27 protein-coding genes and 1 riboswitch are annotated in these 25,642 nt (G+C 55.2%); of the genes, 24 read left to right on the top strand and 3 right to left on the bottom strand.

Going from position 1 to position 25,642, the window contains the following annotated elements; translation table 11 throughout:
- Window positions 1-52: 52 nt before the first annotated feature.
- From atpE to F552_RS0115130, 14 genes are all read left to right on the top strand, one after another.
- Window positions 53-334: a F0F1 ATP synthase subunit C gene (gene atpE / locus F552_RS0115195; protein WP_018152618.1), complete on the top strand. Its 282-nt coding sequence runs from the start codon at window positions 53-55 to the stop codon at window positions 332-334.
- Window positions 335-369: 35 nt separating this feature from the next.
- The gene (locus tag F552_RS0115190) at window positions 370-840 is read left to right on the top strand and encodes a F0F1 ATP synthase subunit B (protein WP_018152617.1); all 471 of its coding nucleotides are present in this window, start codon (window positions 370-372) and stop codon (window positions 838-840) included.
- Window positions 841-845: 5 nt separating this feature from the next.
- Window positions 846-1,382: a F0F1 ATP synthase subunit delta gene (locus F552_RS0115185; RefSeq protein ID WP_018152616.1), complete on the top strand. Its 537-nt coding sequence runs from the start codon at window positions 846-848 to the stop codon at window positions 1,380-1,382.
- Between the two features lie 8 nt (window positions 1,383-1,390).
- Entirely contained in the window at window positions 1,391-2,932 is a 1,542-nt protein-coding gene (atpA, locus tag F552_RS0115180) for a F0F1 ATP synthase subunit alpha (RefSeq protein WP_018152615.1), read from the top strand.
- 24 nt (window positions 2,933-2,956) lie between these two features.
- A complete protein-coding gene (gene atpG / locus F552_RS0115175) occupies window positions 2,957-3,823 on the top strand; it encodes a F0F1 ATP synthase subunit gamma (RefSeq protein WP_018152614.1) in 867 nt (288 codons plus the stop codon).
- 54 nt (window positions 3,824-3,877) lie between these two features.
- The gene (gene atpD, locus F552_RS0115170) at window positions 3,878-5,278 is read left to right on the top strand and encodes a F0F1 ATP synthase subunit beta (RefSeq protein WP_018152613.1); all 1,401 of its coding nucleotides are present in this window, start codon (window positions 3,878-3,880) and stop codon (window positions 5,276-5,278) included.
- 21 nt (window positions 5,279-5,299) lie between these two features.
- Complete coding sequence (locus F552_RS0115165) at window positions 5,300-5,719, top strand: F0F1 ATP synthase subunit epsilon (RefSeq protein ID WP_245546699.1); 420 nt, start codon at window positions 5,300-5,302, stop codon at window positions 5,717-5,719.
- Between the two features lie 144 nt (window positions 5,720-5,863).
- Window positions 5,864-7,240 carry a bifunctional UDP-N-acetylglucosamine diphosphorylase/glucosamine-1-phosphate N-acetyltransferase GlmU gene (gene glmU / locus F552_RS0115160; RefSeq protein ID WP_033375670.1) on the top strand — a complete coding sequence of 459 codons (1,377 nt, stop codon included), beginning with the start codon at window positions 5,864-5,866 and terminating at the stop codon, window positions 7,238-7,240.
- 146 nt (window positions 7,241-7,386) lie between these two features.
- A complete protein-coding gene (locus tag F552_RS0115155; protein ID WP_018152610.1) occupies window positions 7,387-8,178 on the top strand; it encodes a DeoR/GlpR family DNA-binding transcription regulator in 792 nt (263 codons plus the stop codon).
- Window positions 8,179-10,008 (top strand): glutamine--fructose-6-phosphate transaminase (isomerizing), encoded by a 1,830-nt coding sequence (gene glmS / locus F552_RS0115150; protein ID WP_018152609.1) that lies wholly within the window; start codon window positions 8,179-8,181, stop codon window positions 10,006-10,008. It begins immediately after the preceding gene.
- A gap of 102 nt (window positions 10,009-10,110) precedes the next feature.
- Window positions 10,111-10,722, top strand: coding sequence for a glutathione S-transferase N-terminal domain-containing protein (locus tag F552_RS0115145; protein ID WP_018152608.1), 612 nt, complete (start codon window positions 10,111-10,113; stop codon window positions 10,720-10,722).
- Between the two features lie 95 nt (window positions 10,723-10,817).
- The gene (gene argB, locus F552_RS0115140; protein ID WP_018152607.1) at window positions 10,818-11,702 is read left to right on the top strand and encodes an acetylglutamate kinase; all 885 of its coding nucleotides are present in this window, start codon (window positions 10,818-10,820) and stop codon (window positions 11,700-11,702) included.
- 66 nt (window positions 11,703-11,768) lie between these two features.
- Complete coding sequence (locus F552_RS0115135; RefSeq protein WP_051078346.1) at window positions 11,769-12,446, top strand: pyrimidine 5'-nucleotidase; 678 nt, start codon at window positions 11,769-11,771, stop codon at window positions 12,444-12,446.
- Between the two features lie 4 nt (window positions 12,447-12,450).
- Window positions 12,451-13,059, top strand: coding sequence for a 6-pyruvoyl trahydropterin synthase family protein (locus tag F552_RS0115130; protein WP_018152605.1), 609 nt, complete (start codon window positions 12,451-12,453; stop codon window positions 13,057-13,059).
- A gap of 91 nt (window positions 13,060-13,150) precedes the next feature.
- On the opposite strand, the gene F552_RS0115125 is transcribed toward F552_RS0115130, so the two are convergent.
- Both F552_RS0115125 and cobS read right to left on the bottom strand, forming a co-directional pair.
- Entirely contained in the window at window positions 13,151-13,975 is an 825-nt protein-coding gene (locus F552_RS0115125; RefSeq protein WP_018152604.1) for a BPSS1780 family membrane protein, read from the bottom strand.
- A 140-nt stretch (window positions 13,976-14,115) separates the two neighbouring features.
- Entirely contained in the window at window positions 14,116-14,847 is a 732-nt protein-coding gene (gene cobS / locus F552_RS0115120; RefSeq protein WP_018152603.1) for an adenosylcobinamide-GDP ribazoletransferase, read from the bottom strand.
- Between the two features lie 99 nt (window positions 14,848-14,946).
- Window positions 14,947-15,145, top strand: a riboswitch (cobalamin riboswitch).
- A 188-nt stretch (window positions 15,146-15,333) separates the two neighbouring features.
- On the opposite strand from cobS, the gene F552_RS0115115 reads away from it, so the two are divergent.
- The 10 genes from F552_RS0115115 (at window position 15,334) to F552_RS0115070 (ending at window position 24,987) form a co-directional block, all read left to right on the top strand.
- Window positions 15,334-17,199, top strand: a complete 1,866-nt coding sequence (locus tag F552_RS0115115) for a TonB-dependent receptor domain-containing protein (protein WP_156802345.1) — start codon at window positions 15,334-15,336, stop codon at window positions 17,197-17,199.
- A gap of 1 nt (window position 17,200) precedes the next feature.
- Window positions 17,201-17,728 carry a bifunctional adenosylcobinamide kinase/adenosylcobinamide-phosphate guanylyltransferase gene (cobU, locus tag F552_RS0115110; RefSeq protein WP_018152600.1) on the top strand — a complete coding sequence of 176 codons (528 nt, stop codon included), beginning with the start codon at window positions 17,201-17,203 and terminating at the stop codon, window positions 17,726-17,728.
- Window positions 17,725-18,771 (top strand): nicotinate-nucleotide--dimethylbenzimidazole phosphoribosyltransferase, encoded by a 1,047-nt coding sequence (gene cobT / locus F552_RS0115105; protein ID WP_018152599.1) that lies wholly within the window; start codon window positions 17,725-17,727, stop codon window positions 18,769-18,771. Before cobU ends, cobT begins: the two co-directional genes overlap by 4 nt.
- A 4-nt stretch (window positions 18,772-18,775) precedes the next feature.
- Window positions 18,776-19,384, top strand: a complete 609-nt coding sequence (gene cobO / locus F552_RS0115100) for a cob(I)yrinic acid a,c-diamide adenosyltransferase (protein WP_018152598.1) — start codon at window positions 18,776-18,778, stop codon at window positions 19,382-19,384.
- A gap of 2 nt (window positions 19,385-19,386) precedes the next feature.
- Complete coding sequence (locus tag F552_RS0115095) at window positions 19,387-20,262, top strand: cobalamin-binding protein (RefSeq protein WP_026182785.1); 876 nt, start codon at window positions 19,387-19,389, stop codon at window positions 20,260-20,262.
- Entirely contained in the window at window positions 20,256-21,242 is a 987-nt protein-coding gene (locus F552_RS0115090) for a FecCD family ABC transporter permease (RefSeq protein ID WP_018152596.1), read from the top strand. Before F552_RS0115095 ends, F552_RS0115090 begins: the two co-directional genes overlap by 7 nt.
- Entirely contained in the window at window positions 21,239-22,009 is a 771-nt protein-coding gene (locus F552_RS0115085; RefSeq protein ID WP_018152595.1) for an ABC transporter ATP-binding protein, read from the top strand. The genes F552_RS0115090 and F552_RS0115085 overlap by 4 nt, the downstream gene beginning before the upstream one ends.
- Window positions 22,000-22,524, top strand: coding sequence for a histidine phosphatase family protein (locus tag F552_RS19585; RefSeq protein ID WP_051078331.1), 525 nt, complete (start codon window positions 22,000-22,002; stop codon window positions 22,522-22,524). The genes F552_RS0115085 and F552_RS19585 overlap by 10 nt, the downstream gene beginning before the upstream one ends.
- A 13-nt stretch (window positions 22,525-22,537) precedes the next feature.
- On the top strand, window positions 22,538-24,004 hold the full coding sequence (locus F552_RS0115075) for a cobyric acid synthase (protein WP_033375668.1): 1,467 nt from the start codon (window positions 22,538-22,540) through the stop codon (window positions 24,002-24,004).
- Between the two features lie 104 nt (window positions 24,005-24,108).
- Window positions 24,109-24,987: a substrate-binding periplasmic protein gene (locus F552_RS0115070; protein WP_018152592.1), complete on the top strand. Its 879-nt coding sequence runs from the start codon at window positions 24,109-24,111 to the stop codon at window positions 24,985-24,987.
- Window positions 24,988-24,996: 9 nt separating this feature from the next.
- Here F552_RS0115070 and F552_RS0115065 read toward each other — a convergent pair whose 3' ends face one another.
- Window positions 24,997-25,617, bottom strand: coding sequence for a LysE family translocator (locus tag F552_RS0115065; RefSeq protein WP_018152591.1), 621 nt, complete (start codon window positions 25,615-25,617; stop codon window positions 24,997-24,999).
- Window positions 25,618-25,642 lie beyond the last annotated feature (25 nt).

Raw genomic sequence — 25,642 nt, 5'->3', positions numbered from 1 at the left:
GAAGTATCATTTTTTTAACAACCTTTCTTTTTTATCTACTAGGAGTACATCAATGCAAGCACTGATCGCTCAACTGCAGGGCTACACTGTTCTGGCAGCAGCCTTCATCATCGGCCTGGCCGCTATCGGTACAGCTATCGGCTTCGCCCTGCTGGGTGGCAAGTTCCTGGAAGCTTCTGCTCGCCAGCCTGAACTGATCCCAGTTTTGCAAACCAAACTGTTCATTATCGCTGGTCTGTTGGACGCGATCTCCATGATCGGCGTTGGTGTTGCTATGCTTTACACCTTCAACAACCCATTCATCGCTGCAGTTAAGGCTGCTGTTGGCGCCTAATCTGGGTCCCGTTTAAACCCTGAGAGGAAAACAACATGGATATCAATGCCTCGTTGTTAGGGCAAATGATCACCTTCGCTATTCTGGTGGTCTTTACCATGAAGTTTGTTTGGCCTCCGCTGACCCAGATGATGGACGAGCGCGCTAAACGCATTTCAGAAGGTCTTGCCGCTGCTGAAAAAGGCAAGCATGACTTGGAAAATGCTGAGAAGCGTGCTGCGGACAAACTGCGTGAATCAAAAGGCCAGGCATCAGAAATTATCGCCTTGGCTGAAAAACGTGCAGCGCAGATTGTTGATGAGGCAAAACAGGCTGCCAAGGCAGAGGGCGAGCGTCAGCTTGCAGCTGCTGAGGCTGAAGTCGAGCAGGTATTTGCTCGTGCTAAAGAAGAACTCCGTCAGCAAGTGGCCGTTCTGGCTGTGGCTGGTGCAGAGAAAATCTTGCGTCGTGAAATCGATGCAAAAGCACATGCAGATTTGCTTGAAACCATCAAAGCGGAATTGTAAAACTCATGGCAGAAATCGTTACCGTTGCGCGCCCATATGCTGAGGCTGTGTTCAAGCTCGCCAAAGAGCAGAACCAGCTGACAGCCTGGGACGACGCTTTGCGTCTGTTGGTGGCGGTGGTTCAGGATGCTTCAATTGCCGGGATTATCGGCAATCCGAATGTGTCCGGACCGCAGGTCGAGTCTCTGCTGCTGGATATTGTTGGCGACAAGGTTTCTTCAGAAGTGAAAAACTTTGTGCAGGTACTGGTCGAAAACAAACGACTGGTCCTGGTGCCAGAAATCGCACAACAGTTTGCCGAGCTCAAGCTCAAGGCAGAACATAGTGTCGATGCCAGCATCGTGTCCGCCTACCCGCTGACTGATGCCCAACTAGGTGAGCTCAATGCCCAACTGGTAAAACGGTTTGATCGCCAGATTCGCGCACAGGTGACGGTTGACCCCGAGTTGTTGGGCGGGGTCAAGATCACGGTCGGAGACGTTGTGATCGACGCATCCGTACGCGGCAAGCTGCAGGCGATGGCCTATGGGCTCAAAAGTTAGGAGTAAACATGCAACTGAATCCATCTGAAATCAGCGAGCTGATTAAGAACAAGATCCAGAACCTGTCTTCAGGTTCGGAATCTCGTACACAAGGTACGGTTGTGTCGGTAACTGACGGTATCGTTCGTGTTCACGGTCTATCTGACGTGATGCAGGGCGAGATGTTGGAATTCCCGAACAACACCTTTGGCCTGGCACTTAACCTGGAGCGTGACTCCGTGGGTGCCGTTGTGATGGGCGATTATGAGCACATCACAGAAGGTAACGAAGTTAAATGTACCGGTCGTATTCTTGAAGTACCTGTTGGTCCGGAATTGATTGGCCGCGTGGTTAACGCGCTGGGTCAGCCAATTGACGGCAAAGGCCCGATCGCTGCCAAGGCATCTTCTCCAATCGAAAAGATTGCTCCAGGCGTGATTGCACGTCAAAGCGTGTCTCAGCCAATGCAGACTGGTATCAAGGCGATTGACGCCATGGTGCCGGTAGGTCGTGGTCAGCGTGAGCTGATCATTGGTGACCGCCAGACAGGTAAAACTGCTGTTGCCATTGATGCCATCATCAACCAAAAAGGCACCGGCGTTATTTGTATTTATGTTGCGATTGGTCAGAAGGCTTCTTCTATTGCCAACGTCGTACGCAAATTGGAAGAGCACGGCGCGCTGGGTCACACCATCGTGGTTGCTGCTTCTTCTTCTGAATCTGCAGCGATGCAGTTCATTGCACCGTACGCCGGTTGTTCAATGGGCGAATACTTCCGCGATCGCGGCGAAGATGCACTGATCGTATACGATGACCTGTCTAAGCAGGCTGTTGCATACCGTCAGATTTCTCTGCTGCTGCGTCGTCCACCTGGTCGTGAAGCTTACCCTGGTGACGTATTCTACATCCACTCTCGTCTGCTGGAGCGTGCTGCTCGTGTGAACGCCGAGTATGTAGAAAAACTGACCAACGGTGAAGTGAAAGGCAAAACCGGTTCTCTGACCGCGCTGCCAATCATTGAAACCCAGGCTGGTGACGTATCTGCTTTCGTTCCTACCAACGTGATTTCCATTACTGACGGTCAGATCTTCTTGGAAACTGACTTGTTCAACTCTGGTATCCGTCCAGCGATTAACGCCGGTATTTCTGTTTCACGTGTGGGTGGTGCTGCTCAGACTAAAGCGGTTAAAAAACTGTCTGGTGGTATCCGTACTGACTTGGCTCAGTACCGTGAACTGGCTGCGTTTGCTCAGTTTGCTTCTGATCTTGACGAAGCGACACGCAAGCAGCTGGAACGTGGCCGTCGTGTAACCGAGCTGATGAAGCAAGGTCAATACGCTCCGATGAAAGTCTCTGAAATGACCCTGACACTGTTCGGTGTTAACAAGGGTTACTACGATGACGTTCCAGTCGAGAAGTGTCTGGCTTTTGAAGCAGCGTTCTTGTCATACGTGAAGGCAAACTTGCCGCAAGTGCTTGCAGATGTTGACAGCACTTCCGAGTTGTCTGGCGATAACGAGAAACTGCTGGCTTCTGCGATGGTGGAGTTCAAGAAGACTTCGACCTACTAATCGGACGCAAGGACAGGAACTGTTATGGCAGGCGGAAAAGAGATTCGCAACAAGATCAAGAGCGTTCAAAACACGCAAAAGATCACTCGTGCGATGGAAATGGTTGCCGCATCCAAAATGCGCCGTGCGCAAGACCGGATGCGGGCTGCCCGCCCTTACGGTGAGAAAATCCGCACCGTTGCCGCTAACTTGTCGCAAGCCACCAAAGATTACATGCACCCTTTCCTCATTGAACGTTCAAGCGTCAAACGCGTGGGCGTCATTGTGGTGACATCTGACAAGGGTTTGTGTGGTGGCTTGAATACCAACGTGCTGCGTCTTTTGACGCAGCGCATGAAAACCTGGCAAAGCCAGGGCGTAGAGATGGATGTCTGCGCCATTGGTGGTAAAGGCTTTGGTTTCATGCAGCGTATCGGCGCTACCGTGGTATCTCATGCGACTCACTTGGGTGACACACCGCATCTGGATCAGTTGATTGGTCCAGTCAAGGTGATGCTGGATGCATTCATCGAAGGCAAGATCGACGAACTGCATGTTGTTTACACCAAGTTTATCAACACAATGCGTCAGGAGCCTACCGCTGAGCAATTGCTGCCAGTGAAGGCCGATGTGCTGAAAAACGATCAGACTCATAATTGGGAATACCTGTATGAGCCTGATGCGCGTACCGTGATTGATGAATTGCTGCTGCGTTATGTAGAAGCACTGGTGTATCAGGCTGTGGCTGAAAATATGGCCTCCGAGCAAAGTGCGCGGATGGTTGCGATGAAGGCTGCATCTGACAACGCAGGTACCGTAATTGACGAACTGAAACTGGTTTACAACAAGACCCGTCAGGCCGCAATTACCAAGGAACTGTCTGAAATTGTCGCGGGGGCAGCAGCAGTCTGATGCTTGAGGGCATGACTGCTACGCATAGGTTTTAACTGGATTTTGGGAACCAACATGAGCAAAGGTAAAATTGTTCAGATTATTGGTGCTGTGGTTGACGTGGAATTTCCACGTGACTCAATGCCCAAGGTATACGACGCCCTGAAAATGACCAACCCCGAGTTGACGCTGGAAGTTCAGCAGCAACTGGGTGATGGCGTGGTGCGTTCTATTGCCATGGGTTCTACCGATGGTCTGCGTCGTGGCATGGAAGTCGCAGGTACTGGCGCTGGTATTTCTGTACCAGTCGGTGCTGCTACTCTGGGCCGTATTATGGACGTTTTGGGTAACCCTGTTGATGAAGCTGGCGATATCAACGCCAACGACAAATGGGCTATCCACCGTAAAGCACCTAAGTTCGACGAGCTGTCTTCAGCTAACGAACTGCTGGAAACCGGTATCAAGGTGATTGACTTGCTGTGTCCGTTCGCTAAGGGCGGTAAAGTGGGTCTGTTCGGTGGTGCGGGTGTAGGTAAGACCGTTAACATGATGGAACTGATCAACAACATTGCCAAGGCCCACAGCGGTCTGTCAGTGTTTGCTGGTGTAGGTGAGCGTACTCGTGAGGGTAACGACTTCTATCATGAAATGAAAGACTCAAACGTTCTGGATAAAGTGGCCATGGTGTATGGTCAGATGAACGAGCCTCCTGGTAACCGTTTGCGCGTTGCGCTGACCGGTCTGACCATGGCTGAGTACTTCCGTGACGAAGTGCGTGAAGACGGCGGCAAAGGTCGTGACGTGTTGTTCTTCGTTGACAACATCTACCGTTACACACTGGCCGGTACCGAAGTTTCTGCGCTGCTGGGTCGTATGCCTTCTGCTGTGGGTTATCAGCCTACACTGGCAGAAGAAATGGGCCGCCTGCAAGAGCGTATTACTTCTACCAAGACAGGTTCTATTACGTCTATCCAGGCCGTTTACGTGCCAGCGGATGACTTGACTGACCCGTCTCCAGCGACAACATTTGCTCACTTGGATGCAACTGTTGTGTTGAGCCGTGACATCGCCGCGCTGGGTATCTACCCTGCGGTGGATCCACTGGATTCAACCTCACGTCAGCTGGACCCATTGGTAGTGGGTGAAGAGCACTATTCAGTTGCTCGCGGTGTGCAGCAAACCCTGCAACGCTACAAAGAATTGCGTGACATTATTGCGATTCTGGGTATGGACGAGTTGTCTCCAGAAGACAAGCTGGTTGTTCAGCGCGCTCGTAAGATCCAGCGCTTCCTGTCTCAGCCATTCCACGTAGCTGAAGTGTTTACTGGTAGCCCAGGCAAGTATGTTTCTCTGAAAGATACTATTTCTGGCTTCAAGGCAATTCTTAGCGGTGATTATGACCACTTGCCAGAACAGGCATTCTACATGGTCGGTACCATCGATGAGGCTGTCGAAAAAGCCAAATCACTTCAGTAATAAGGTGGGTGGAATATGGCCATGACGATGCATGTAGATGTGGTAAGTGCTGAACAGAACGTTTTCTCTGGAACTGCAGAATTTATTGTGGCGCCAGCAGAAAAGGGTGAAATCGGTGTTTACCCACGCCATGCGCCGTTGTTGACGCGTTTGAAACCTGGTCTTCTAAAGATCAAGCTTCTGCATTCCGATGAAGAAACATTCATTTTTGTTTCTGGCGGTTTGCTGGAAGTGCAGCCTCATGTTGTAACAGTGTTGGCTGATGCTGCATTGCGCGGTGCGGACCTCGATGAGGCCCGTGCTGCTGATGCCAAGCGTCGTGCTGAAGAAGCACTGAAAGACAAGTCTGCTGCAATGGATCTGGCAAAAGCTCAGGCTGAACTCGCAGAGGCGGTAGCTCAACTTGCCGCTATCAACAAGCTGCGCAAACGGTCTCACTAACCGGGTCGTACCAAATAAAAAAGGCAGCTTCGGCTGCCTTTTTTGTTATCTGCGGCCGATTTGCTACCCCCATGCTGCGGTAACTTCCGGTTGCTGGTATATTTCTGACTTTATTTTGTTGCGCCAACCCTCACGGATTCTCTTATGGCTTCTCCTCTTCATGTAGTCATTTTGGCTGGTGGTAAAGGTACTCGCATGTACTCCAAGCTGCCAAAAGTTCTTCACCAGATTGGTGGCAAACCCATGCTGGGTCATGTTATTGATTGTGCGAGCAGGCTGACGCCTGAAAATCTGGTGGTCATTTATGGCCATGAGGGGGAGTTGGTGAAAGCATCCATGGGCAATGAGCAACTGACATGGGTGCTGCAAGAGCCGCAACTTGGAACTGGACATGCGATGCAGTGTGCCGCTCCTGCTTTGCCACCAGAGGGCATGACCTTTGTATTGTATGGTGATGTGCCGTTGCTGGCGGAGGGTACACTTAACAATATGCTGGCGGTAGCGGGTAGTGGTGAGCAAGTGGTTTTACTGACGCAATTGCTGGATGACCCGAGCGGTTATGGGCGTATCGTGCGTGATGCCCAGGGGGCAGTTTCTGCCATTGTAGAGCACAAGGATGCATCTCCAGAGCAGTTGTCGATCAATGAAATCAACACTGGTATTTTGTTACTGCCAAATCGTCATTTGCACCGCTGGCTGGCTGCTTTGACCAATAATAATGCTCAGGGAGAATATTATTTGACGGATCTGATCGGGCTGGCGGTGCAGGATGGGGTGATTGTCGAGACCGTCCAGCCAGGTAAGCCCTGGGAAACACTGGGCGTCAATAACAAATTGCAACTGGCTGAACTGGAGCGCCATTATCAGTCAGAAGTTGCTCAACAGTTAATGCTGCAAGGCGTTACTTTACGCGACCCTTCGCGCCTGGATGTTCGCGGTCAGCTACGTTGTGGCCAAGATGTGATGATTGATGTGAATTGTGTGTTTGAAGGGGATGTCGTGTTGGGTGATGACGTAGTTATTGGCCCGAACTGCGTTCTCAAGGATTGCACGCTTGCAGCCGGGACGCAAATTGCTGCCTATAGCCACATTGATGGCGCAATGGTGGGAGAAGGTGCCAGAATTGGCCCGTTTGCACGTCTTCGCCCTGGCGCAGAGTTGTCTGCTGATGTGCACATTGGCAATTTTGTGGAAATTAAAAAATCCAAAGTTGGTTTGGGTAGCAAGGTAAACCATCTAAGCTATGTGGGGGACGCGAAAATTGGTGCGGGTGTAAATGTCGGCGCCGGTACGATTACTTGCAACTATGATGGAGCCAATAAATCGCTAACCGAAATTGGTGACGGGGCATTTATTGGCTCTGGTAGCATGTTGGTGGCACCAGTGACAATTGGTGTCGGGGCCACGATTGGTGCGGGTTCTACCATAACCAAGCCTGCACCGGACAATGTGTTGACCGTTGCCAGGGCAAAGCAACTCACCATCACAAATTGGCAGCGTCCGGTGAAAAAGAAAGATTGATTTCCGCTTTGGTGGAATTTTCACACGCCAGACAAAAGCCCGATCGGTTAACCCTGTCGGGCTTTTTGCTTATGGTTGTCCTGCCGATGTTGCCAAACCGAAACTCAGCCTGATATGATGCTAAAACTTTCGAAACGAAACATGCCATGACCAAACGAAACACTCAGCAACGTCGCCATGCGATCGCCGTGTTGGTGCAGGAGCAGGGAGAGGTCAGTGTAGAAGCGTTGACCCAACGCTTTGCTACTTCAGAAGTGACCATAAGAAAAGACCTTGCCTTGCTGGAAACGGGTGGTCTGTTGCTCCGTCGATATGGAGGTGCAGTATCGTTACCCAGTGAAATGGTCATTGAACCGGATGTCGAGCAGGTTTCGAATCGAAAGCAAGCGATTGCACGGGCGGCCGCAGAGCGGATTCGAGATCATAACCGAGTGATCATTGATAGCGGGACGACGACGAGTTCCATGATCCCCCTGCTGGGTAACAAACGCGGTCTGGTGGTGATGACCAATTCGTTGAATGTGGCAGGGCAACTGCGTGAATTGGAGAATGAACCGATTCTGTTGATGACTGGCGGGACATGGGACCCGCATTCAGAGTCATTTCAAGGGCAGATGGCGGAGCAGGCGCTACGCTCTTATGACTTTGACCAATTGTTTATTGGTGCTGACGGGATTGATCTTGAGCGCGGTACGACCACGTTTAATGAGCTGGTTGGTCTGTCACGGGTGATGGCAGAAGTTGCCCGAGAAGTGATTGTGATGGTGGAGTCCGAGAAAATCGGCCGCCGTATTCCCAATCTGGAGCTGCCATGGCAGCGTATTCATACATTGGTGACCGATGATGGCCTGGGGGCTGAGGCGCGTGACCAGATTCAAGCTAAAGGCGTGACGCTGATCTGTGCGTCTCCCTCTGCAGATACACCAAGGAGAAAATGAATGTGTGGAATTGTTGGTGCGATTTCCCCGAATAATGTAGTGCCTTTGCTGGTGGAAGGGCTGAAACGTCTGGAGTATCGCGGCTATGATTCTGCCGGCGTTGCGGTGCTGGCGGATGACCACATCCATCGTGTGCGCCGTGTCGGCCGGGTGGTGGAAATGGAAAATGCTGCTATTGCCGAAAAATTGACCGGCAATATCGGCATTGGCCACACCCGCTGGGCGACCCATGGCGGGGTAACCGAGCCGAATGCTCACCCGCATGTGTCTGAAGACGAACTGGCTATTGTCCATAACGGCATTATCGAAAACCATGAGGCGCAACGTCAGCGCCTGAAAGCACTGGGGTACAAGTTTACCTCCCAGACCGATACCGAGGTGATCGCCCATCTGGTACACCATTACTTCAAACAGCATGCCGATCTGTTCAAGGCGACCCAACAGGCTGTCCGTGAATTGACCGGCGCCTATGCGATTGCCGTGATCTCCCTGAAGCAGCCGGACACCCTGATTTGTGCCCGAGTCGGCTGCCCGTTGCTGATCGGGCTGGGTGAAGGTGAGAACTTCATCGCGTCGGATGTTTCTGCCGTGTTGTCTGCCACCCGCCGGGTGATTTTTCTGGAAGAGGGTGATGTGGCCGAGATCAAGCGCGACAGCATCCAGATTGTGGATGCAATTGGCGCTGCTGTGACACGCAAAGTGCACGTTTCAGATGTATCGCTGGCATCTTTGGAGTTGGGGCCTTACAACCACTTCATGCAGAAGGAAATTCACGAGCAGCCTAAAGCGCTGTCTGACACCATTGAACAGGTGCTGGATGCGGGATTCCGTCCGGAACTGTTTGGCGAGGATGCCGAAGATGTGTTCGCGAAGGTGAATGCAGTGCAGATTCTTGCGTGTGGTACCAGTTTTTATGCAGGCTCGGTTGCGCGCTACTGGGTTGAGGCGATTTCGGGACTGCCTTGCTCGGTAGAAGTCGCCAGCGAGTATCGTTACCGCGATGCCGTGGCTAACCCGAATGCGCTGATTGTGACCATCTCCCAGAGTGGCGAGACACTGGACACGATGGAAGCGTTGAAATATGCAAAATCCCTGGGCCATGACCTGACCCTGTCCATTTGCAACGTACAGGAAAGTGCCATCCCGCGAGCCAGCCGTCTGGTGTTTTATACCCGTGCCGGCGCCGAGATTGGTGTGGCATCCACCAAGGCTTTCACCACCCAGCTGATTGCGCTGTTTACGCTGGCCGTTACGCTCGCCAAGCGTACCGGGCGTCTGAAAGTGGAAAAAGAGGTCGAGTATATCGAGGCATTGCGCCACTTGCCGGGCAGTGTGCAGCATGCCTTGAATCTGGAGCCGCAAATCAAGAGCTGGGCGGAGCGTTTCTCCAACAAGGAACATGCCTTGTTCCTGGGGCGTGGCGTGCATTACCCGATTGCGCTGGAAGGCGCCTTGAAACTGAAAGAAATTTCGTACATCCACGCCGAAGCCTATCCGGCGGGTGAACTGAAACATGGCCCGCTTGCGTTGGTGGATGAAAAAATGCCGGTAGTGGTGATTGCGCCCAATGATGCCCTGCTGGAAAAAGTGAAGTCCAACATGCAGGAAGTCCGCGCACGGGGCGGCGAGCTGTTCGTGTTTGCCGATCTGGACAGCCACTTCAGCGAGTCCGACGGCGTGCATGTGATTCGCACGCCTCGTCATGTGGGCGTACTGAGCCCGGTGCTGCATGCAATTCCGGTGCAAATGCTGGCTTACCATGCCGCTTTGCAAAAAGGGACCGATGTGGACAAGCCTAGAAACCTGGCAAAATCCGTGACAGTGGAATGAGGTCGGGGATAGTCTAAAAACTTTTTTGCGTCAGATACTTGCGCAATTTCCGTGGGGCGCTACAATGCGCCCCAATTCTATTGTTTGTGAGCGGACCATTTGATGATGGACTTGTACACCTGGCGTACGCCCAATGGTCGAAAAGTATCGATCATGCTGGAGGAACTTGGCGTTCCGTATCAGGTCCATACGATCAATATCGGTGCAGGGGAACAGTTTGCACCGGCGTTTGTAGCAATTAACCCGAACAGCAAGATCCCGGTTCTCGTTGATCGTAGTGCAGCAGAGCCGGTCACGATTTGTGAGAGCGGTGCGATTCTGGTGTATCTGGCAGAGAAGTATCAGCAGTTTTTGCCCGTATCCGGTCCGGCACGCTATGCAGTTCTGCAATGGATGATGTTTCAGATGGGGAGCATTGGCCCTATACTGGGACAAGTGCACCATTTTCTGCGGTTTGCACCCGAGCCGGTTCCATATGCCATCCACCGCTATGGCACCGAAGCCAACCGCTTGTACGCGGTGCTGAATCAGGTGTTAAGCCAGTCTGAATATATTGCCGGTGACTATTCGATTGCCGACATGGCGCTGTTCCCCTGGATCAGCCGGCATGACTGGCAGCAGATTGAGCTGGCCGATTATGAACATGTGGCCAGGTGGTATGAGCAGGTGCAAGTCAGACCTGCCGTTATGCGGGGCATGGCGGTTCCTGGCTAACAGCTTTAGATGTTGGCCGTAGATGTTTAACATCGTGATTTGACGTATTGCTTCAGACGACCTCCCCCTCGTCTGAATAATCCATCGGAGTGAATATGAATACCAACACCATTGATGGGCAACAAAAAGCCGCCATACTGGCTGAGGCGTTGCCTTACATTCGCAGCTTTGCCGACAAAACCGTCGTGATCAAATACGGCGGCAATGCCATGACGGATCCGGACCTGAAAGAAGGTTTTGCACGTGATGTTGTCTTGCTGAAACTGGTGGGTATCAACCCGGTGGTGGTGCATGGTGGCGGACCCCAGATCAATGAATTGCTGGCACGTGTGGGCAAACAGGGCGAGTTCATTCAGGGCATGCGGGTGACTGACTCTGAAACCATGGACATTGTGGAAATGGTGCTGGGTGGTCTGGTCAACAAGGAAATCGTGAGCCTGATCAACAAGCATGGTGGTCGTGCCGTGGGTTTGACCGGTAAAGATGGTGGCATGATCAAGGCCAGCAAGATGTTCCTGAAAGGTACGTCTGACGAAGAGCAGCTGGATATCGGCCAGGTGGGGGAAGTGGCAGATATCAACCCCGAGTTGGTGGCTTTACTGGACAGCGCTGACTTTATTCCGGTGATTGCGCCGGTTGGCGTGGGCGAGAACGGAGAGGCTTATAACATCAATGCCGATCTGGTGGCTGGCAAGCTGGCGGAAACCCTGAAGGCGGAAAAACTGGTCCTGATGACCAATACGCCTGGAGTACTGGACAAGAGTGGCAAGTTGCTGACCGGGCTGACCCCGCAAAAGATTGATGATCTGGTTGCGGATGGTACCTTGTCTGGCGGTATGCTGCCCAAAATCAGTTCTGCACTGGATGCAGCTCGTGCGGGTGTGCCATCGGTACATATTATCGATGGACGCGTGAAGCATGCACTGTTGCTGGAAATTCTGACCGACGTGGGTGTCGGGACGATGATCCGGGCCAAGTAAGTAAACGTTAATGTGAAGCTCGCTAGGGGGGATGCTCCCCCTTGTTTGATTGTGAATGGGGGCTGGGTGCAAGAATCTCATCGCGCATGGCAGCCCTGGGTGTGGTTGTTTGATCTGGACAATACGCTGCATGACGCCAGTCAGGCCGTGTTTCCGCGTATCTCCGAGGCCATGACCCAGTATCTGGTGCACCATCTGGGGATGACGGAAGCCGACGCACACGTGCTGCGGGTGAGCTATTGGCAGCGCTACGGGGCGACGCTGAGCGGATTGGTCCGGCACCATGGTGTCAACCCGCATCATTTTCTGAAAGAAACTCACCAATTCCCTGATTTATTGGATATATTGCGTACTGAGACTGCGCTGGCGGCTCAGCTCGCCTGCCTGCCGGGGCGCAAAATCATCTTTACCAATGCCCCGCGGCATTATGCGCACGCGGTATTGCACGGGTTAAAAGTGGATAATCTGTTTGACGATGTGTGGGGACTGGAGGATATCCGGTTTTACCCCAAACCGTCGCTTAAGGGCTACCAGCAGATTTTGCGGCATACCGGTGTGGATCCGTCCCGGGTGATCATGGTGGAAGATACGCTGGAAAACCTGCGGACTGCCAAACGGTTGGGCATGAGAACGGTGCTGGTGAGCCCGCGCATGCAGAAGCCTTCCTGGGTGGATGCCTGCGTCAAGAATATTGCAGCAATGAAGCGCATTGCCTGGTTACGGACCAGGGTTAGCAAGGAATGACAGGATGCTGATACGAAAAAAATTTGGCTTTGAGAGTGCGCATATTGTGCGCAATTGCTCAAGCGACCGCTGCCGGCGCTCCATCCATGGCCATAGCTACAAGGTGGAAGTGTTGCTGGAAGCGCATGCGTTGGATAACGGGCAGATGGTGTACGACTTTGGTCTGATGAAAGGGACCATCCGGGATGTCATCGACGCCTTTGACCATGCCGTGACATTCTGGGACCGGGATGAACCGGATTATATTGAGTTGTCCAAGCGCTTTTCTGCGCGCTGGATCAGCATGCCGGTATCCCCGAGCGCAGAGCAGTTCAGCCGGGTCTTTTTTGTGATTATCGATGCCTTGCTGAAACAGACCGTGATGCAGAATGGGGAAGCAGATGTCACCCTGCATTCGGTGATTGCGCATGAAACTGAAACCGGCTATGCACAATGCTTCCGTGAGGATGCCTATAACCCGCGGATGGGCGAGATCCGGCTGGAGGACGTGGTGTTCTCTGATCAGGTACGAGCCGAGTGGATGGATGCAGACATGTACGAGAAACTGAAGCAGGGGCTGTCTTTTGTGAACCCGAAAGTGACCATGCAGGTGCATACGCGCGACGATGACTGACCGGAAATAATGGATGGCAAAAACAAAAGGGAGCGTTTACGCTCCCTTTTGTTTTTGCCGCTACGATTACCCACTTGAGGCTTGCGGCGGTTTACCCCTGCAGATAAATGTCTTTATAACTGGTATAGATTGCTGCAAACAGAATGGGAAATACCACCAGCAGACCCAATCCGAAAGGAATGCTGCCAATGATGATCAGGATGGTGGACAGTATGCCCATGACGATGAAGGTCAGAACATTTTTCCAGACACCGGACAGACTGGCCTTAAGGGCCTCGATCGGCTCCATGTTCTGCAGTACCACCAGGGCCGGAGCAAACAGCACGGCGGAATAGATCATGAAGCCGACAATCATGGACAGGAGCATGATCAGGATCATGCCGAAGCCGAACGCACCCGCGAACATGGCATGAAACATATAGGGTGCTCCACCCGAGAAGGCGCTGGACATGCCGCCTGACATCATGGAGCCTCCCAGGATGATGGCAAACAGAATCATCATTGCAATCATCATGGCGACTGTCAGACCCAGCTGTACCAGTCCGACGATGACGAGTGGCGAGGCGTGTTGTTGCAGTCCGCCGAAGAGATGGTTCACGGTCAGCGCTTCGCCATCATCCAGCGCCTTGGCGCCCAGCATGAAACCGCCGGTCAGGATCACGATGGCAATGGGCTGGATGACCATGCCCAAGAGCGGGATCAGGCTACAGACCATGATGACCACCATGAAGATGATCAGGTTGGCAATCCAGATGGCAGGTGCCTGCTTGAACAGTTGCCAGCCTTCCGTCAGCCAGTTAATGCTGTTGCCGGCTGGTACGGCCTGACCCGCAGGGTTGAAACGGCTGTCATGATGGAAAGTTCTGCCCGGTTGCGGATCGGGTCTGGGTGCTTCATACGGATTTTGCTGAGTCATGTTGGCTCCCTGAATGATGATGTTGTTATGCCCATGAACAGGATGAATGTATGACAAGCTAATTCAGAAGAGTAACTGTAAAGCAGCGGTTTGCCAATAGCATAACCGCTGCTGGTAGTGAGATTGGCAGGGTGAGTTGATCAGATGAGCGGAATCGCACCCAGCAGCAATAACCCGGATTCGAGGATTTCGACTCCTGCGCCAAGGCAGTCTCCCGTGACCCCCCCCACCCGTTTGATCAGGAAGTGCTTCCACCACCAAGTTAATGCGAGGGCTGCCAGTAAGGCCGGGGCTAGCCATGCGCTGGCTATCATGAGCAGTGCGGCCCATATCCACAGGACATGGCGACTGAATTGCCACTGGAATTGTTCTGCCATGCCGTGGCCAAGCGGTGGGAGCGTTCTGGACCAGTAAAGGGTGCCCAGCCGTGCCCATGCGGGGATCAAGAGCAGATAAGCCAGATGCTGCTGCTTGACGAGCAGCATGAGGCCGACCAGTTTGGCCAGTAGTTGCATGACCAGTGCGATAACGCCAAAGCTGCCAAGATGCGGGTCTTTAAGGACTGCCAGAAATCTGGCCGGGTCTCGATGGGCTGCCCCCAGGGCATCACTCATATCGGCCAGACCGTCCAGATGCAAGCCGCCGGTTACCCAGACCCAGAACATCAGACAAAGCACCGCCGCCAGCCAGGGATCTAGCAGATGCCCGACCCATGCTGCGAGCCATAAGAGACTGCCGATGATCAGCCCGACCAGTGGAAACCAGATTGCTGATGCCGGTAGCAGGGCCGGATTGAAAGGGTCGATCCGGGGTGTGGGCAAGCGGGTCAGGAATTGCACCGCCATCAGAAAGGTGATCCAGCGTTGTTTCATATAAATGGGCCAATGGGGGGTGTTGTAATTATGTAAGCTGCAGGCTAATTTTGCCATTTTGGCAGGAATTATGAAGTAATTTCAGTATGGCTTGCTGTTATAATTCATTTTCTTCAAGGTGCTACCCTGGAAATGCGAGTTTTCGGGGTGTTAAACGGGAAACAGGTGAAATGCCTGTACTGCCCCTGCAACGGTAATTCAGTGTGGGTTTTCCATCAGGCCACTGCGCAGAAAAGCGTGGGAAGGCGGAAAACCAAGTCTGATGAGTCCGGATACCGGCCTTGGGCGGTTTGCCTCTTGCAAACCGGTGCAGCCTGCTTGGCCGGCGATAGCCGCCAGCAGGGTGACATTACGCTCGGCAGGGTGCACGCGGCGGGATCTTCTGGATACCGTTGCGCTTGCGATGGCCCCTCATGTTTCCCGACGTTTTCCCTGTCTTTATTTTGATCATGCCATGCAGCGGGCGTGGCATCAGGGAGATGTTTGGTGAAGTATCGTTATTCTGTTGTGATTCCATTTATATGTTCTAGCATGGCGGCCGGCGTGTCGGCCTGGGCCGAAGATGCCTTTGAACTGCCCGAAACCGTGATTACCGCGACCCGGGTGGCGACGCCCGAAGCGCAGGTGATTGGTGATGTAACCAAGATTACCGCTGCAGATATCCGCAAGTCGGGCGCGGCTACCATCACAGACGTATTGTCGCGCGTGGGCGGGTTGCAGGTGTATCAGCTGGGTTCTGCCGGTGCGTCAGCCACCATGTACGTGCGCGGGACCAACACCGGGCATACCGTGGTTCTGGTGGACGGTGTCCGCGTCGGTTCTTTAACCCTGGGAGCCATGGCGCTTGAGAACCTGCCGCTGGAGCAGATTGATCACATCGAGGTTTACCGCGCCTCCGCCAGTAGCCTGTATGGCAGTGATGCCATTGGAGGGGTGGTTCAGGTATTCACCAAGAAAGGCTCCGGACAGCTCCTGCCAACGGTAACGATTGGCGCAGGCAGCCTTGGTGGCCGATTGCTATCAGTCGGTGCATCTGGCAACCAGAGTGGGACCTCTATTGCATTGCAGGCTTCTGAGAAATCGGAAACCGGTATTGATGCCCGTCCGGATGGCTCGTCATTCCATGACCCGGATAAGGATGGGTACCGCCAGAGAGCAGCCAGCATCCGCGTCAGCCGACAAGTGACCGACCAGCATACGCTGGGTGCTGTATTGCGCTACTCGGATACCAAGTCCGAACTGGATACCAGCCAGATCGCACATGATGATTACCAGATTCAGAAAAACCAGGAATTTCAACTGTTTGCGGATAGTCGCTGGACGGAGAGCTGGCAAAGCCAGGTGCGCTGGTCGCGCAGTATTGATGACAACTTTTATAGTGCATTGGATTATTCAAACGCGCCGTACGCTGCTCAATATGTCAGTACGGAAAACCGCCTGTCAGTAGATAACAGTATCGCCTTACCCATCGGTAAATTATTGCTGGGGGCAGAGCATGTAAGCCAGCACATTGGCGGGACATCGGCGCTAAGCGTGAATCGGCGTACGCAACGCGCCGTATGGGCTGGCTGGCATGGTGAAGCAGGCGCACTGGATTGGCAGGCCGATGCCCGTACCACTCGCGATAGCCAGTTTGGTCACAAGACGACCGGATCTTTGATGCTGGGCTGGCATCTGACCCCGGAATGGCGTGTCTATGCCGGTGGAGGCAGCTCTTTCAAGGCCCCCACTTTCAATGACCTGTATTATATTGACCCATATGGCAGCAACGGTAACCCCCTGCTTAAACCAGAGTCCAGCAAGAATGTTGAAGCCGGTATTCGCTACCAGTCAGATCGTCGGACAGTCTCGCTGGTGGTGTATAAAAACAGGGTAAAAGACCTGATCGAATGGCGCTCTACAGACCCAACCGATGACTTTGCACCATGGAGCCCGGTGAATGTGGCTTCGGCAACCTTGAAAGGTGCCACATTGCACTGGCAGGATAAACTCGGTGAAGATATTAATGTAGATGCCAATCTGGACTGGTTGCATGCCATCAATGATGAAACCGGCAAGCAATTGATTCGCCGTGCCAGCCATCAGGGGAATATCCAGATATCTACGCACTACGGACAATGGTCGCCATTCCTGAATCTGAAAATGGTGGGCCGGCGTGAAGATAGCAATAACACCAGGCAGTTAGGTGGCTATGCGTTACTGGATATGGGTACTGATTACCAGCTGGATAATGACTGGAAATTACGGCTAAGTATCAAGAATCTGCTGGGTAAAGCCTATTTGCCCGCTTGGGGTTTCCGTGCACCTGGCCGGACGGCATGGTTATCACTCACCTGGAATCCTAAGCAATAACATGACCTCTACCCTTATCCTTGGCGGTCGCCGGAGTGGTAAAAGTGCGCGCGCGCAGGCGCTGGCCAGTACCTTTGCAGAGGTTACACTGATTGCAACGGCGACCGCCTCTGACGGCGAAATGGCCGAGCGGATTACCCGGCACCAGGCGGACAGGCCCGCACATTGGCATACCGTGGAGTCTCCGTTGTATCTGGCCTCTGCCTTGCAGCAGGCGGATGCAGCAGGATGCTGCCTGCTGGTGGATTGCCTGACACTTTGGCAGACCAATCTGCTGCTGGCAGAGGATGAAACGTTATTGGCACGGGAGACCGATGCTTTGCTGGCCATATTGCCCCGACTACAAGCCGAGGTGATTTTGGTGAGTAACGAGGTGGGCTGGAGTATTGTGCCTGAGTCCGCACTGGCGAGGCGGTTTGCGGATGAGGTTGGCCGCTTGCACCAGCGACTGGCCGCAGCATGCCAGCGGGTGGAGCTGGTGGTGGCAGGGCTGCCGCTGACCATGAAAAACGAAACGGGAACGCGATGAACTGGTGGACGGAGCCGGTAAAACCGGTAAGTGAAGACGCAAGACAACAGGCCTTGCACCGGCAGTCACAATTGACCAAACCGGCGGGTGCGCTGGGTGAGCTGGAAAATCTGGCCGTGACACTGGCCGGGATGCAGGGTGTGGAACAGCCGCATATTGTTGCGCCGTGGATTACGGTGTTTGCGGCAGACCATGGTATTGCGCTGGAGGGCGTGTCTGCTTTCCCAAGGGCGGTGACGGCGCAAATGGTGGCCAATTTTGTACAGGGCGGGGCGGCGATTTGCGTATTGGCCAAAGCATTGTCGGCCAGGTTCGAAGTGGTTGACGTAGGGGTAGAGGCGGATACACGTCATCTTGCGTCTGTAGTACAAGCCAAGATATCGCCAGGTACGGCCAATTGCCGGCATGTGCCAGCCATGACCATGGTGCAGTTGCATCAGGCATTTTATGTCGGGGCCAGCGCGGTAGAGCGTGCGTTGTCTTCATATGCGGATGTGTTTATTGCTGGCGAAATGGGGATCGGCAATACAACGGTTGCCAGTGCGCTGGCCGCACGCTGGCTGCAGATGCCGGCAGAGGCGGTGGCTGGCCCCGGTACGGGCTTGGCCCCTGCGGGTGTGGTGCACAAGGTGCGAGTGCTCAACGATATCCTGGCGACCCATGCCGGGCTGACGGATACCGAAGACGAATTGGCCGCCATGGGCGGTTATGAAGTGGCCGCGATCTGTGGGGCGTATATCCGGGCGGCACAGGCGGGCTTGCCGTGCCTGGTGGACGGGTTTATCAGTTCGGTGTCGGCATTGGCTGCGTGCCGTATCAACCCCGGTGTACGTGACTGGCTGATTTTCGGGCACCAGTCGGCAGAGCCGGCCCACCAATGGGTGCTGGAAGCGATGCAGGCCAGACCGCTGCTACAGCTGGGCATGCGCCTTGGGGAAGCAAGCGGTGCGGCAGCGGCCGTACCGATCCTGAAACTGGCGTGTGAACTGCATGCGCAGATGGCGACCTTTGCCGAGGCGAGTGTCAGCCAGAAGGAAGAATGAGACCATGACGACAGATACAGATAAAGCAAGCCGCTATGCGGCACGGATGGCCCGCAAGAAAGCGCTGATTGACCAGAAAATTGCCGAGGCCAATGTCGATACCGGTTTGCTGCTGGTGCTGACCGGCAACGGCAAAGGCAAGTCGTCTTCGGCCTTTGGCATGGTGGCCCGTGCGCTGGGGCATGGGCTGCGGGTAGGGGTAGTACAGTTCATCAAGGGACGTACTGATACCGGTGAGGAAGCCTTTTTCTCTCGCCAGCCTGGCGTAGAGTGGCATGTGATGGGCGATGGTTTTACCTGGGATACCCAGAACCTGGCCCAGGATCAGCAAAAGGCGCAAACCGCCTGGGAAATGGCACAGAAAATGCTGCAAAACCCGGCGTATGATCTGGTGGTGCTGGATGAACTGACGTACTGCATCCAGTATGGTTTTCTGGATGGGGAGATGATTCGCCAGGATTTGCTGTCCCGACCCGAGATGCAACATGTGGTGGTGACAGGGCGCGGTGCGCAGCCAGTGCTGACCGATATCGCGGACACGGTGACCGAGATGCGCCCGGAAAAGCATGCCTATGAGGCCGGTATCCGGGCTCAAAAAGGGGTGGAGTGGTAAGCGTGGGTTACCGGATAAGCGGTCTGCTGGTGCTGTGTGCGAGCTTGTGGCAATTGCCTGCACTGGCCGAATTACGCGTGGTGGATGATGCGGGCAAGCCAGTTGTCCTGGCCGGCCCGGCCAAGCGTATTGTCAGCTTGTCTCCCCATCTGACTGAGGATCTGTTTGCGATTGGCGTAGGCGACCGGGTGGTCGGTGCGGTCGATTACAGTGATTACCCTGCGGCGGCTGTCAGCATACCGCGGGTGGGGGGCTATAGCGGGCTGGACCTAGAAAAGATTCGTGCCTTGAAACCGGACCTGATCGTCGCCTGGCAGTCGGGTAACCCGCAACCGCAACTCGCCCGTCTGGCCCAATTGGGGATTCCGGTATTTATGGATAACGCGCAGCAATTAAGCGATGTTCCGACCGTATTACAACGGCTGGGTGTGCTGACCGGACAAACCGGGCAGGCCCAGCTGGCCGGGCAGCAATTCGCCGGCAAGATTGAGACCTTGCGTCGTCGCTACGCGCACAAAAAAGCGGTGCGGGTGTTTTATCTGGTGTGGCGCAGACCCTTAATGACCATCAACAAAGCGCAGATCATCTCGGATGCCATGCGCGTCTGCGGGGCTCGCAATGTCTTTGCCGATTTGCCTACTTTGGTGCCCACCGTAGATGAGGAAGCGGTGATTGTGGCCAACCCGGAGATGATCCTTAACAGTGCCGAGAGTGGTGCAGCCGATCTGCAACCCTGGAAGGCATGGCCATCGATCATGGCGGTGAAACATCAGCAACTGGTGACCTTGCCAAAAGATTTGCTGACCCGGATGGGGCCAAGGCTGGCGGACGGCGTGGCTGCGCTGTGCCAGGCAGTAGAGAGGGCCAGGAAATGGTAGCCACGCATCTGACCCTGCGGCGCATGCTGGTTGTCCTCCTTGCCCTGGCGACGCTGTGGCTGTGCATGGCATTGCTGAGTGTGTGCGTTGGCAGCACCACCTATCGTCCCTGGCAGTGGTGGCAAGCCGGCGCTGACCAGCAGTTGGCGAAGGATGTCATCCTGCAACTGCGCTTGCCAAGAACCTTGGCTGCGCTGGCAGTCGGTGGTTTGCTGGCACTGGCCGGAACGGTGCAGCAGGTTTTGCTGAGAAACCCCAAGGCAGACCCTTACGTGCTGGGGACAGCCGGGGCGGCTGGAGTGGGGGCTTTGCTGGCCATGCTGCTGGGTGCCGGTGCGGTGATTGTCTCGGTCTCTGCAGGGGTGGGGGCTTTTGCCAGCATTTTGCTGGTGTTTCTGTTTGCCGGTTATGACCGGTCTGCAGCCCAGACCCGGCTGCTGCTGACCGGCGTGGCCGTGTCTTCGTTTTGTGTGGCCCTGAATGCCCTGTTGCTCAGTCTGGCGCCGGACGGTTTGCTGCGCGGCATGGTGTTTTGGCTGCTGGGGGATTTGTCGGGTGCCGATGGCGCTTGGCCACTGGCCGGACTGGGTGTATTGCTGGCACTGATCTGGCCGTTTGCCCGGGATTTGAACCTGCTGGGCCACGGTGTGCAACCCGCACATGCGCTGGGGCTGCCGATTCGCCGTCTGCGGACGGGGTTATATGTGCTCGTTGCCATAGCAACGGCGCTGGCCGTGACAACGGCGGGCATGATCGGTTTTGTCGGCCTGATTGTGCCCCATGCCCTGCGGTTGATGCTGGGGACTGATTTGCGTCTGTTATTGCCTGCCAGTGCGCTGGGGGGCGGTATCGTGCTGGTGCTGGCCGATATGGTGGGGCGCATGGTGCTGGCTCCGCAGCAAATTCCGGTCGGGGTGATTACCGCACTGGTCGGGGTGCCTGTGTTCCTGTGGCTGTTACGGCAACGGGGGATGACATGAGCGCGGCGATCCAGTTGCACGGGGTCGTGCTGCAGCAGGGCGATCGAACCTTGTGCCGCGACCTGTCCCTGACCTTGCAGCCGGGCGAGCGCTGGCTGGTACTAGGAGAAAATGGCTGCGGCAAGAGTACCCTGCTGTCGGTACTGGCCGGATGGATGCCGCCATCTGCGGGTGCTGTCACGTTAGGCGGTACCGATATTGCTCGGCTTCCTTCTGGGCAGCGCGCCACGCAGTTGGCATGGTTGTCACAGCAGGATGAGCACCCCTTCCCGATGACGGTGATGGAAAAATCCCTCACTGGGCGTCATCCTTATATCCCGCGCTGGTCGTGGGAGAGCGACACGGACCGGCGCATCGCCTTAGACATGCTGGCGCGTCTGGACATTGCGCATCTGGCTGCGCACGATCTGGCCACCCTGTCTGGCGGCGAGCGGCGCAGGGCCAGTCTGGCCGCGGTGATGGCCCAGCAAACCGACTGGCTGCTGCTGGACGAGCCGCTGTCGCAGCTGGATATCCGCCACCAGCAGGCCGGGTTGCAGCAACTGCAGCAACTGGCCGAAGCGGGTAAAGGTATGGTGGTGGTCAGTCATGATCCAAACCATGCATGGGCGTTTGCCAGCCATGTATTGATGCTGTTTGGCGATGGCCGCTGGCAAGCCGGTACGGTTGCGGCGCAACTAACGGCAGACAACCTGAGCCAGCTGTATCATTGCCCGGTAGAGGCGCTGGACCGGCACGGTATGCCGTGGTTTTTGCCGTGCAGGTGATTCTGCTGCGCCATTCGCCTTGCCCGGAAGGTGACCGACGCTGTTATGGCCGGCTGGATATCGCCCCTGATCTGCCCGGCATGCAGACCGCCTTGCCAGCGCTACATGCTGCGCTGCCGGAGGCATACGATGTCTGGAGCAGCCCGGCCCAGCGGTGCCAGCAACTGGCCGCACAGCTGTCTCCGGTCTATCTTACCAGTACCTGTTTGCAGGAGCTGGACTTTGGAGTTTGGGAGGGCATGCCCTGGGACGAGGTTCCGCGTGCCGAGCTGGACGCGTGGGCGCAGGACATCTGGCATTTTTGCCCCGGGGGAGGGGAATCTGCCTCGCAGTTGCAAACCCGCTGGCAAACCTTTGTGGATGGGTTGCAATCGGAGCGGCTGGCCAGACCGCAAGTCATCGTGACCCATGCCGGGGTTATCCGCATGGCCTTGAGTGATGCGGGTATCATCCCTGCCCATGACCGCTGGCAAGCCCGTATCGACCATATGGTCCCGTATCTGATCGACTATTGAAGTATCAATTACCATGCCTACGTTAATGATTCAGGGCTGCACCTCGGATGCTGGCAAAACCACCATGGTGGCTGCGCTGTGCCGGTTGCTGGCCCGTCGGGGACGGCGTGTCGCCCCCTTCAAGCCCCAGAATATGGCGCTCAATAGCGCTGTCACTGCAGACGGTGGTGAAATTGGCCGCGCGCAAGCGGTGCAGGCGGCTGCTTGCCGGATCCCGGCACATACCGACCATAATCCCGTCCTGTTAAAACCCAGCAGCGACTGCATGGCCCAGGTCATCATCCACGGTAAATCCATCGGCAATCTGCATGCGGTGGATTATCATGCCTACAAGCGCCAGGCCAAAGCGGCGGTGTTTATGTCATGGCAACGATTGGCCAGCCAATACGACTGGGTGGTAGTAGAAGGGGCGGGCAGCCCGGCAGAGGTGAATCTGCGGGAAGGGGACATTGCCAACATGGGCTTTGCCGAAGAGGCGGACTGCCCGGTGTGGCTGGTCGCCGATATCGATCGGGGCGGCGTGTTTGCCCACTTTGTCGGCACCTTGGCCTGTTTATCGGCCAACGAACAGGCACGCATCGAAGGGTTTATCATCAATCGCTTCCGTGGCGATATCAGCCTGCTGCAACCCGGTATCGACTGGCTGGAAGCACAGACCGGCAAACCGGTGCTGGCCGTGGTACCTTACCTGATGGATCTGGACATTGCCGCTGAAGATGCCCTGCCGAAAGCCTCATCCGGCAACGGTGCGTTCAAGGTGGTGGTGGTTACCTTGCCGCACATTTCCAATCACAGCGATTTTGACCCCTTGCGACGGCAGCCCGGGGTCGATCTGGTGTTTGCGCACCCGGGGCAGGCCTTACCCCCTGCCGACCTGCTGATTCTGCCCGGCAGCAAGAACACCCGCAGCGATCTGGCCTGGCTGCGGCAACAGGGCTGGGATATCGCTATCCAGAAGCATCTGCGCTACGGCGGCAAGTTGATCGGCATTTGTGGCGGCTACCAGATGCTGGGCACTCGCATTGCAGACCCAGACGGAGTGGAAGGCGAGGCGGGCGAGAGTGAGGGACTGGGGTATCTGCCATTGCAAACGACCCTGGCGCCAGACAAAACGCTCAAACAGACCCAGGGCTACATGCAACTCAGCGGCCATTCTGTCCCGGTGCACGGTTACGAGATCCATCACGGGCAAACGCATTACCATGGCCCTGTCACATCCATGCTGACGCTGGGGCCGGACAAGCTCCTGGACGGTGCCTTGAGCCAGGACGGGCACATCATGGGGTGTTACCTGCACGGCCTGTTTGATACACCTGACGTGGTTGCTGCCCTGCTGGCATGGGCCGGGTGCGAGGTACAGCCAGCCGTATCTACTGCCAATGCTTTGGACCAGTCACTGGACCGGCTGGCGACGGCGCTGGCGGAGTCACTCACGACTGCCGGGCGGGCGGCTTTGATCCGGCTGGATCATGGTCTATGATGGAAAAAGGATAATCCCCCGGACGGGTTGTTGTGAGATGGCGGGGTCTGGTGACTTTCGCCGGTTTTCATGAATTGCTGACATGCTTGGCAGACAGGGGCCATATGCAGACCGTTGATCCGCATCGCTATCGGTTGGCTCCCCTATTGGGCAGCCTGTGTATTCTGCTGTTTGTGGGGCTGCAGGCGCTGGGCGACTCACTACATTATTACCCCGTGGGCCCCATCTATGAATATCGCTGGCAATTGCTGGCGCTGGCGTTAAAACATACACCGGAAGGCGGTCCGACGACGCTGTTGCCTTATCAGGATGATGCCTCCCAGAAAAGGGCTGTGTCCTTGCTGCAGACGGGCGCTATTGATGTCCTCGCGCTGGGGACGAATCAGGAACGCGAGAATGAGATGCTGCCGGTCAGGATTGATATTTCGCGCGGGATTGTCGGCTTCCGGGTACTGATCATCCGTGCGGCTGACCAGCAGCGGATCAAGGGCATGGATGCCGCGTCTTTTCTGAAACTGACATTTGGCTTGAATGCACAATGGGCCGACGTACCCATCATGCGGGCCAATGGCCTGAATACCGAAGTTTCCTTAGGGTATGAAACCCTTTTTGCCATGCTGACGGCCAAGCGGTTTGATGCTTTTCCGCGGGGGTTGAGCGAGGCGCAGATCGAGCTGGCGCAGCGCAAGGCCCAGTATCCTCAGTTGGTGCTAGAGCAAAGCAAGGCGCTGTATTTCCCGTTTCCTATCTACTTCTGGGTCAACAAGCATCATCCTCAACTGGCCAGCCGGATTGAGACCGGGCTGAAGCGCGCACTGGCCGATGGCTCATTTCACCGTCTGTTTGCACGCTATTATGCAACAGAAATTGCCGCTCTCAAGGCGCATCCACGGCAGATCATTTTCCTGATCAATCCGGTCCTGCCCCCAGGTAACCCCTTGCCTGACACCAACTGGTGGTGGCATCAGCCCCGCATCCGCTAAACACGCTGCTCATTTCTGGCTTTGAAGCGCTACCCGCACACCCAGGCCGATAAACGTCAGTCCGGCCAGCGTATCCAGCTTGCTGGCAACGCCGGGTTTGGCTTTCAGCCATGCGCCGACCCAGCCAGAACACAGTCCGATCGATCCAAAAATAATGGCGGTTTGCACCATGAATAACAAGCCGAGCAGCAGCATTTGTGTCGCCAAGTGCCCAGCCTGCATGTCGATGAACTGCGGCAAGAAGGCGATAAAGAACAACGTGACTTTCGGGTTGAGCATGTTGGCGATGATGCTCTGGCGGTAGATGAGCCACAGTGTCTTGTTGTCTTGCCGGGTATCCAGCTGCAGGTTGCTTTTCCCGGTCAATGCCTTGATGCCAATGTAAAACAGATACGCTGCACCGGCATATTTCAGCAGATTAAACGCCAGTTCGGATTGGCGAATTAATGCCGCAAACCCCAGCGCCGCCAGCAGCGTGTGCCATAGGCAGCCACTGGCAAAGCCCAGCGCCGCCGAAACAGCAGCACTTTTTCCCTGGCTGATGCCACGGGTCAGCACATAAATATTGTCCGGCCCCGGAGCCAGGGTCAGGGCAATGGAGCTCAGCAAGAACAGTTCAAATTGGGGCATGGGGGAAATCCTTGGCGGTTACATG

This window comes from Leeia oryzae DSM 17879, from assembly GCF_000376945.1.
Taxonomy (GTDB): domain Bacteria; phylum Pseudomonadota; class Gammaproteobacteria; order Burkholderiales; family Leeiaceae; genus Leeia; species Leeia oryzae.
The sequence above is the reverse complement of the archived record's forward strand: the minus strand, read 5'-3'. Positions and strand labels throughout refer to the sequence as shown.

What these genes read in the sequence shown, in the direction of transcription:
- F552_RS0115085 (WP_018152595.1), top strand. Translation starts at nt 21,239, where the DNA reads ATGAGCGCGGCGATCCAGTTGCACGGGGTCGTGCTGCAGCAGGGCGAT.
- F552_RS0115070 (WP_018152592.1), top strand. Translation starts at nt 24,109, where the DNA reads ATGCAGACCGTTGATCCGCATCGCTATCGGTTGGCTCCCCTATTGGGC.
- cobT (WP_018152599.1), top strand. Translation starts at nt 17,725, where the DNA reads ATGAACTGGTGGACGGAGCCGGTAAAACCGGTAAGTGAAGACGCAAGA.
- atpG (WP_018152614.1), top strand. Translation starts at nt 2,957, where the DNA reads ATGGCAGGCGGAAAAGAGATTCGCAACAAGATCAAGAGCGTTCAAAAC.
- atpE (WP_018152618.1), top strand. Translation starts at nt 53, where the DNA reads ATGCAAGCACTGATCGCTCAACTGCAGGGCTACACTGTTCTGGCAGCA.
- argB (WP_018152607.1), top strand. Translation starts at nt 10,818, where the DNA reads ATGAATACCAACACCATTGATGGGCAACAAAAAGCCGCCATACTGGCT.
- glmS (WP_018152609.1), top strand. Translation starts at nt 8,179, where the DNA reads ATGTGTGGAATTGTTGGTGCGATTTCCCCGAATAATGTAGTGCCTTTG.
- atpA (WP_018152615.1), top strand. Translation starts at nt 1,391, where the DNA reads ATGCAACTGAATCCATCTGAAATCAGCGAGCTGATTAAGAACAAGATC.
- F552_RS0115090 (WP_018152596.1), top strand. Translation starts at nt 20,256, where the DNA reads ATGGTAGCCACGCATCTGACCCTGCGGCGCATGCTGGTTGTCCTCCTT.
- atpD (WP_018152613.1), top strand. Translation starts at nt 3,878, where the DNA reads ATGAGCAAAGGTAAAATTGTTCAGATTATTGGTGCTGTGGTTGACGTG.
- cobO (WP_018152598.1), top strand. Translation starts at nt 18,776, where the DNA reads ATGACGACAGATACAGATAAAGCAAGCCGCTATGCGGCACGGATGGCC.
- F552_RS0115125 (WP_018152604.1), bottom strand. Translation starts at nt 13,975, where the DNA reads ATGACTCAGCAAAATCCGTATGAAGCACCCAGACCCGATCCGCAACCG.
- F552_RS0115190 (WP_018152617.1), top strand. Translation starts at nt 370, where the DNA reads ATGGATATCAATGCCTCGTTGTTAGGGCAAATGATCACCTTCGCTATT.
- cobU (WP_018152600.1), top strand. Translation starts at nt 17,201, where the DNA reads ATGACCTCTACCCTTATCCTTGGCGGTCGCCGGAGTGGTAAAAGTGCG.
- F552_RS0115155 (WP_018152610.1), top strand. Translation starts at nt 7,387, where the DNA reads ATGACCAAACGAAACACTCAGCAACGTCGCCATGCGATCGCCGTGTTG.
- F552_RS0115145 (WP_018152608.1), top strand. Translation starts at nt 10,111, where the DNA reads ATGATGGACTTGTACACCTGGCGTACGCCCAATGGTCGAAAAGTATCG.
- F552_RS0115130 (WP_018152605.1), top strand. Translation starts at nt 12,451, where the DNA reads ATGCTGATACGAAAAAAATTTGGCTTTGAGAGTGCGCATATTGTGCGC.
- glmU (WP_033375670.1), top strand. Translation starts at nt 5,864, where the DNA reads ATGGCTTCTCCTCTTCATGTAGTCATTTTGGCTGGTGGTAAAGGTACT.
- F552_RS0115185 (WP_018152616.1), top strand. Translation starts at nt 846, where the DNA reads ATGGCAGAAATCGTTACCGTTGCGCGCCCATATGCTGAGGCTGTGTTC.
- cobS (WP_018152603.1), bottom strand. Translation starts at nt 14,847, where the DNA reads ATGAAACAACGCTGGATCACCTTTCTGATGGCGGTGCAATTCCTGACC.
- F552_RS0115165 (WP_245546699.1), top strand. Translation starts at nt 5,300, where the DNA reads ATGACGATGCATGTAGATGTGGTAAGTGCTGAACAGAACGTTTTCTCT.
- F552_RS0115075 (WP_033375668.1), top strand. Translation starts at nt 22,538, where the DNA reads ATGCCTACGTTAATGATTCAGGGCTGCACCTCGGATGCTGGCAAAACC.
- F552_RS0115065 (WP_018152591.1), bottom strand. Translation starts at nt 25,617, where the DNA reads ATGCCCCAATTTGAACTGTTCTTGCTGAGCTCCATTGCCCTGACCCTG.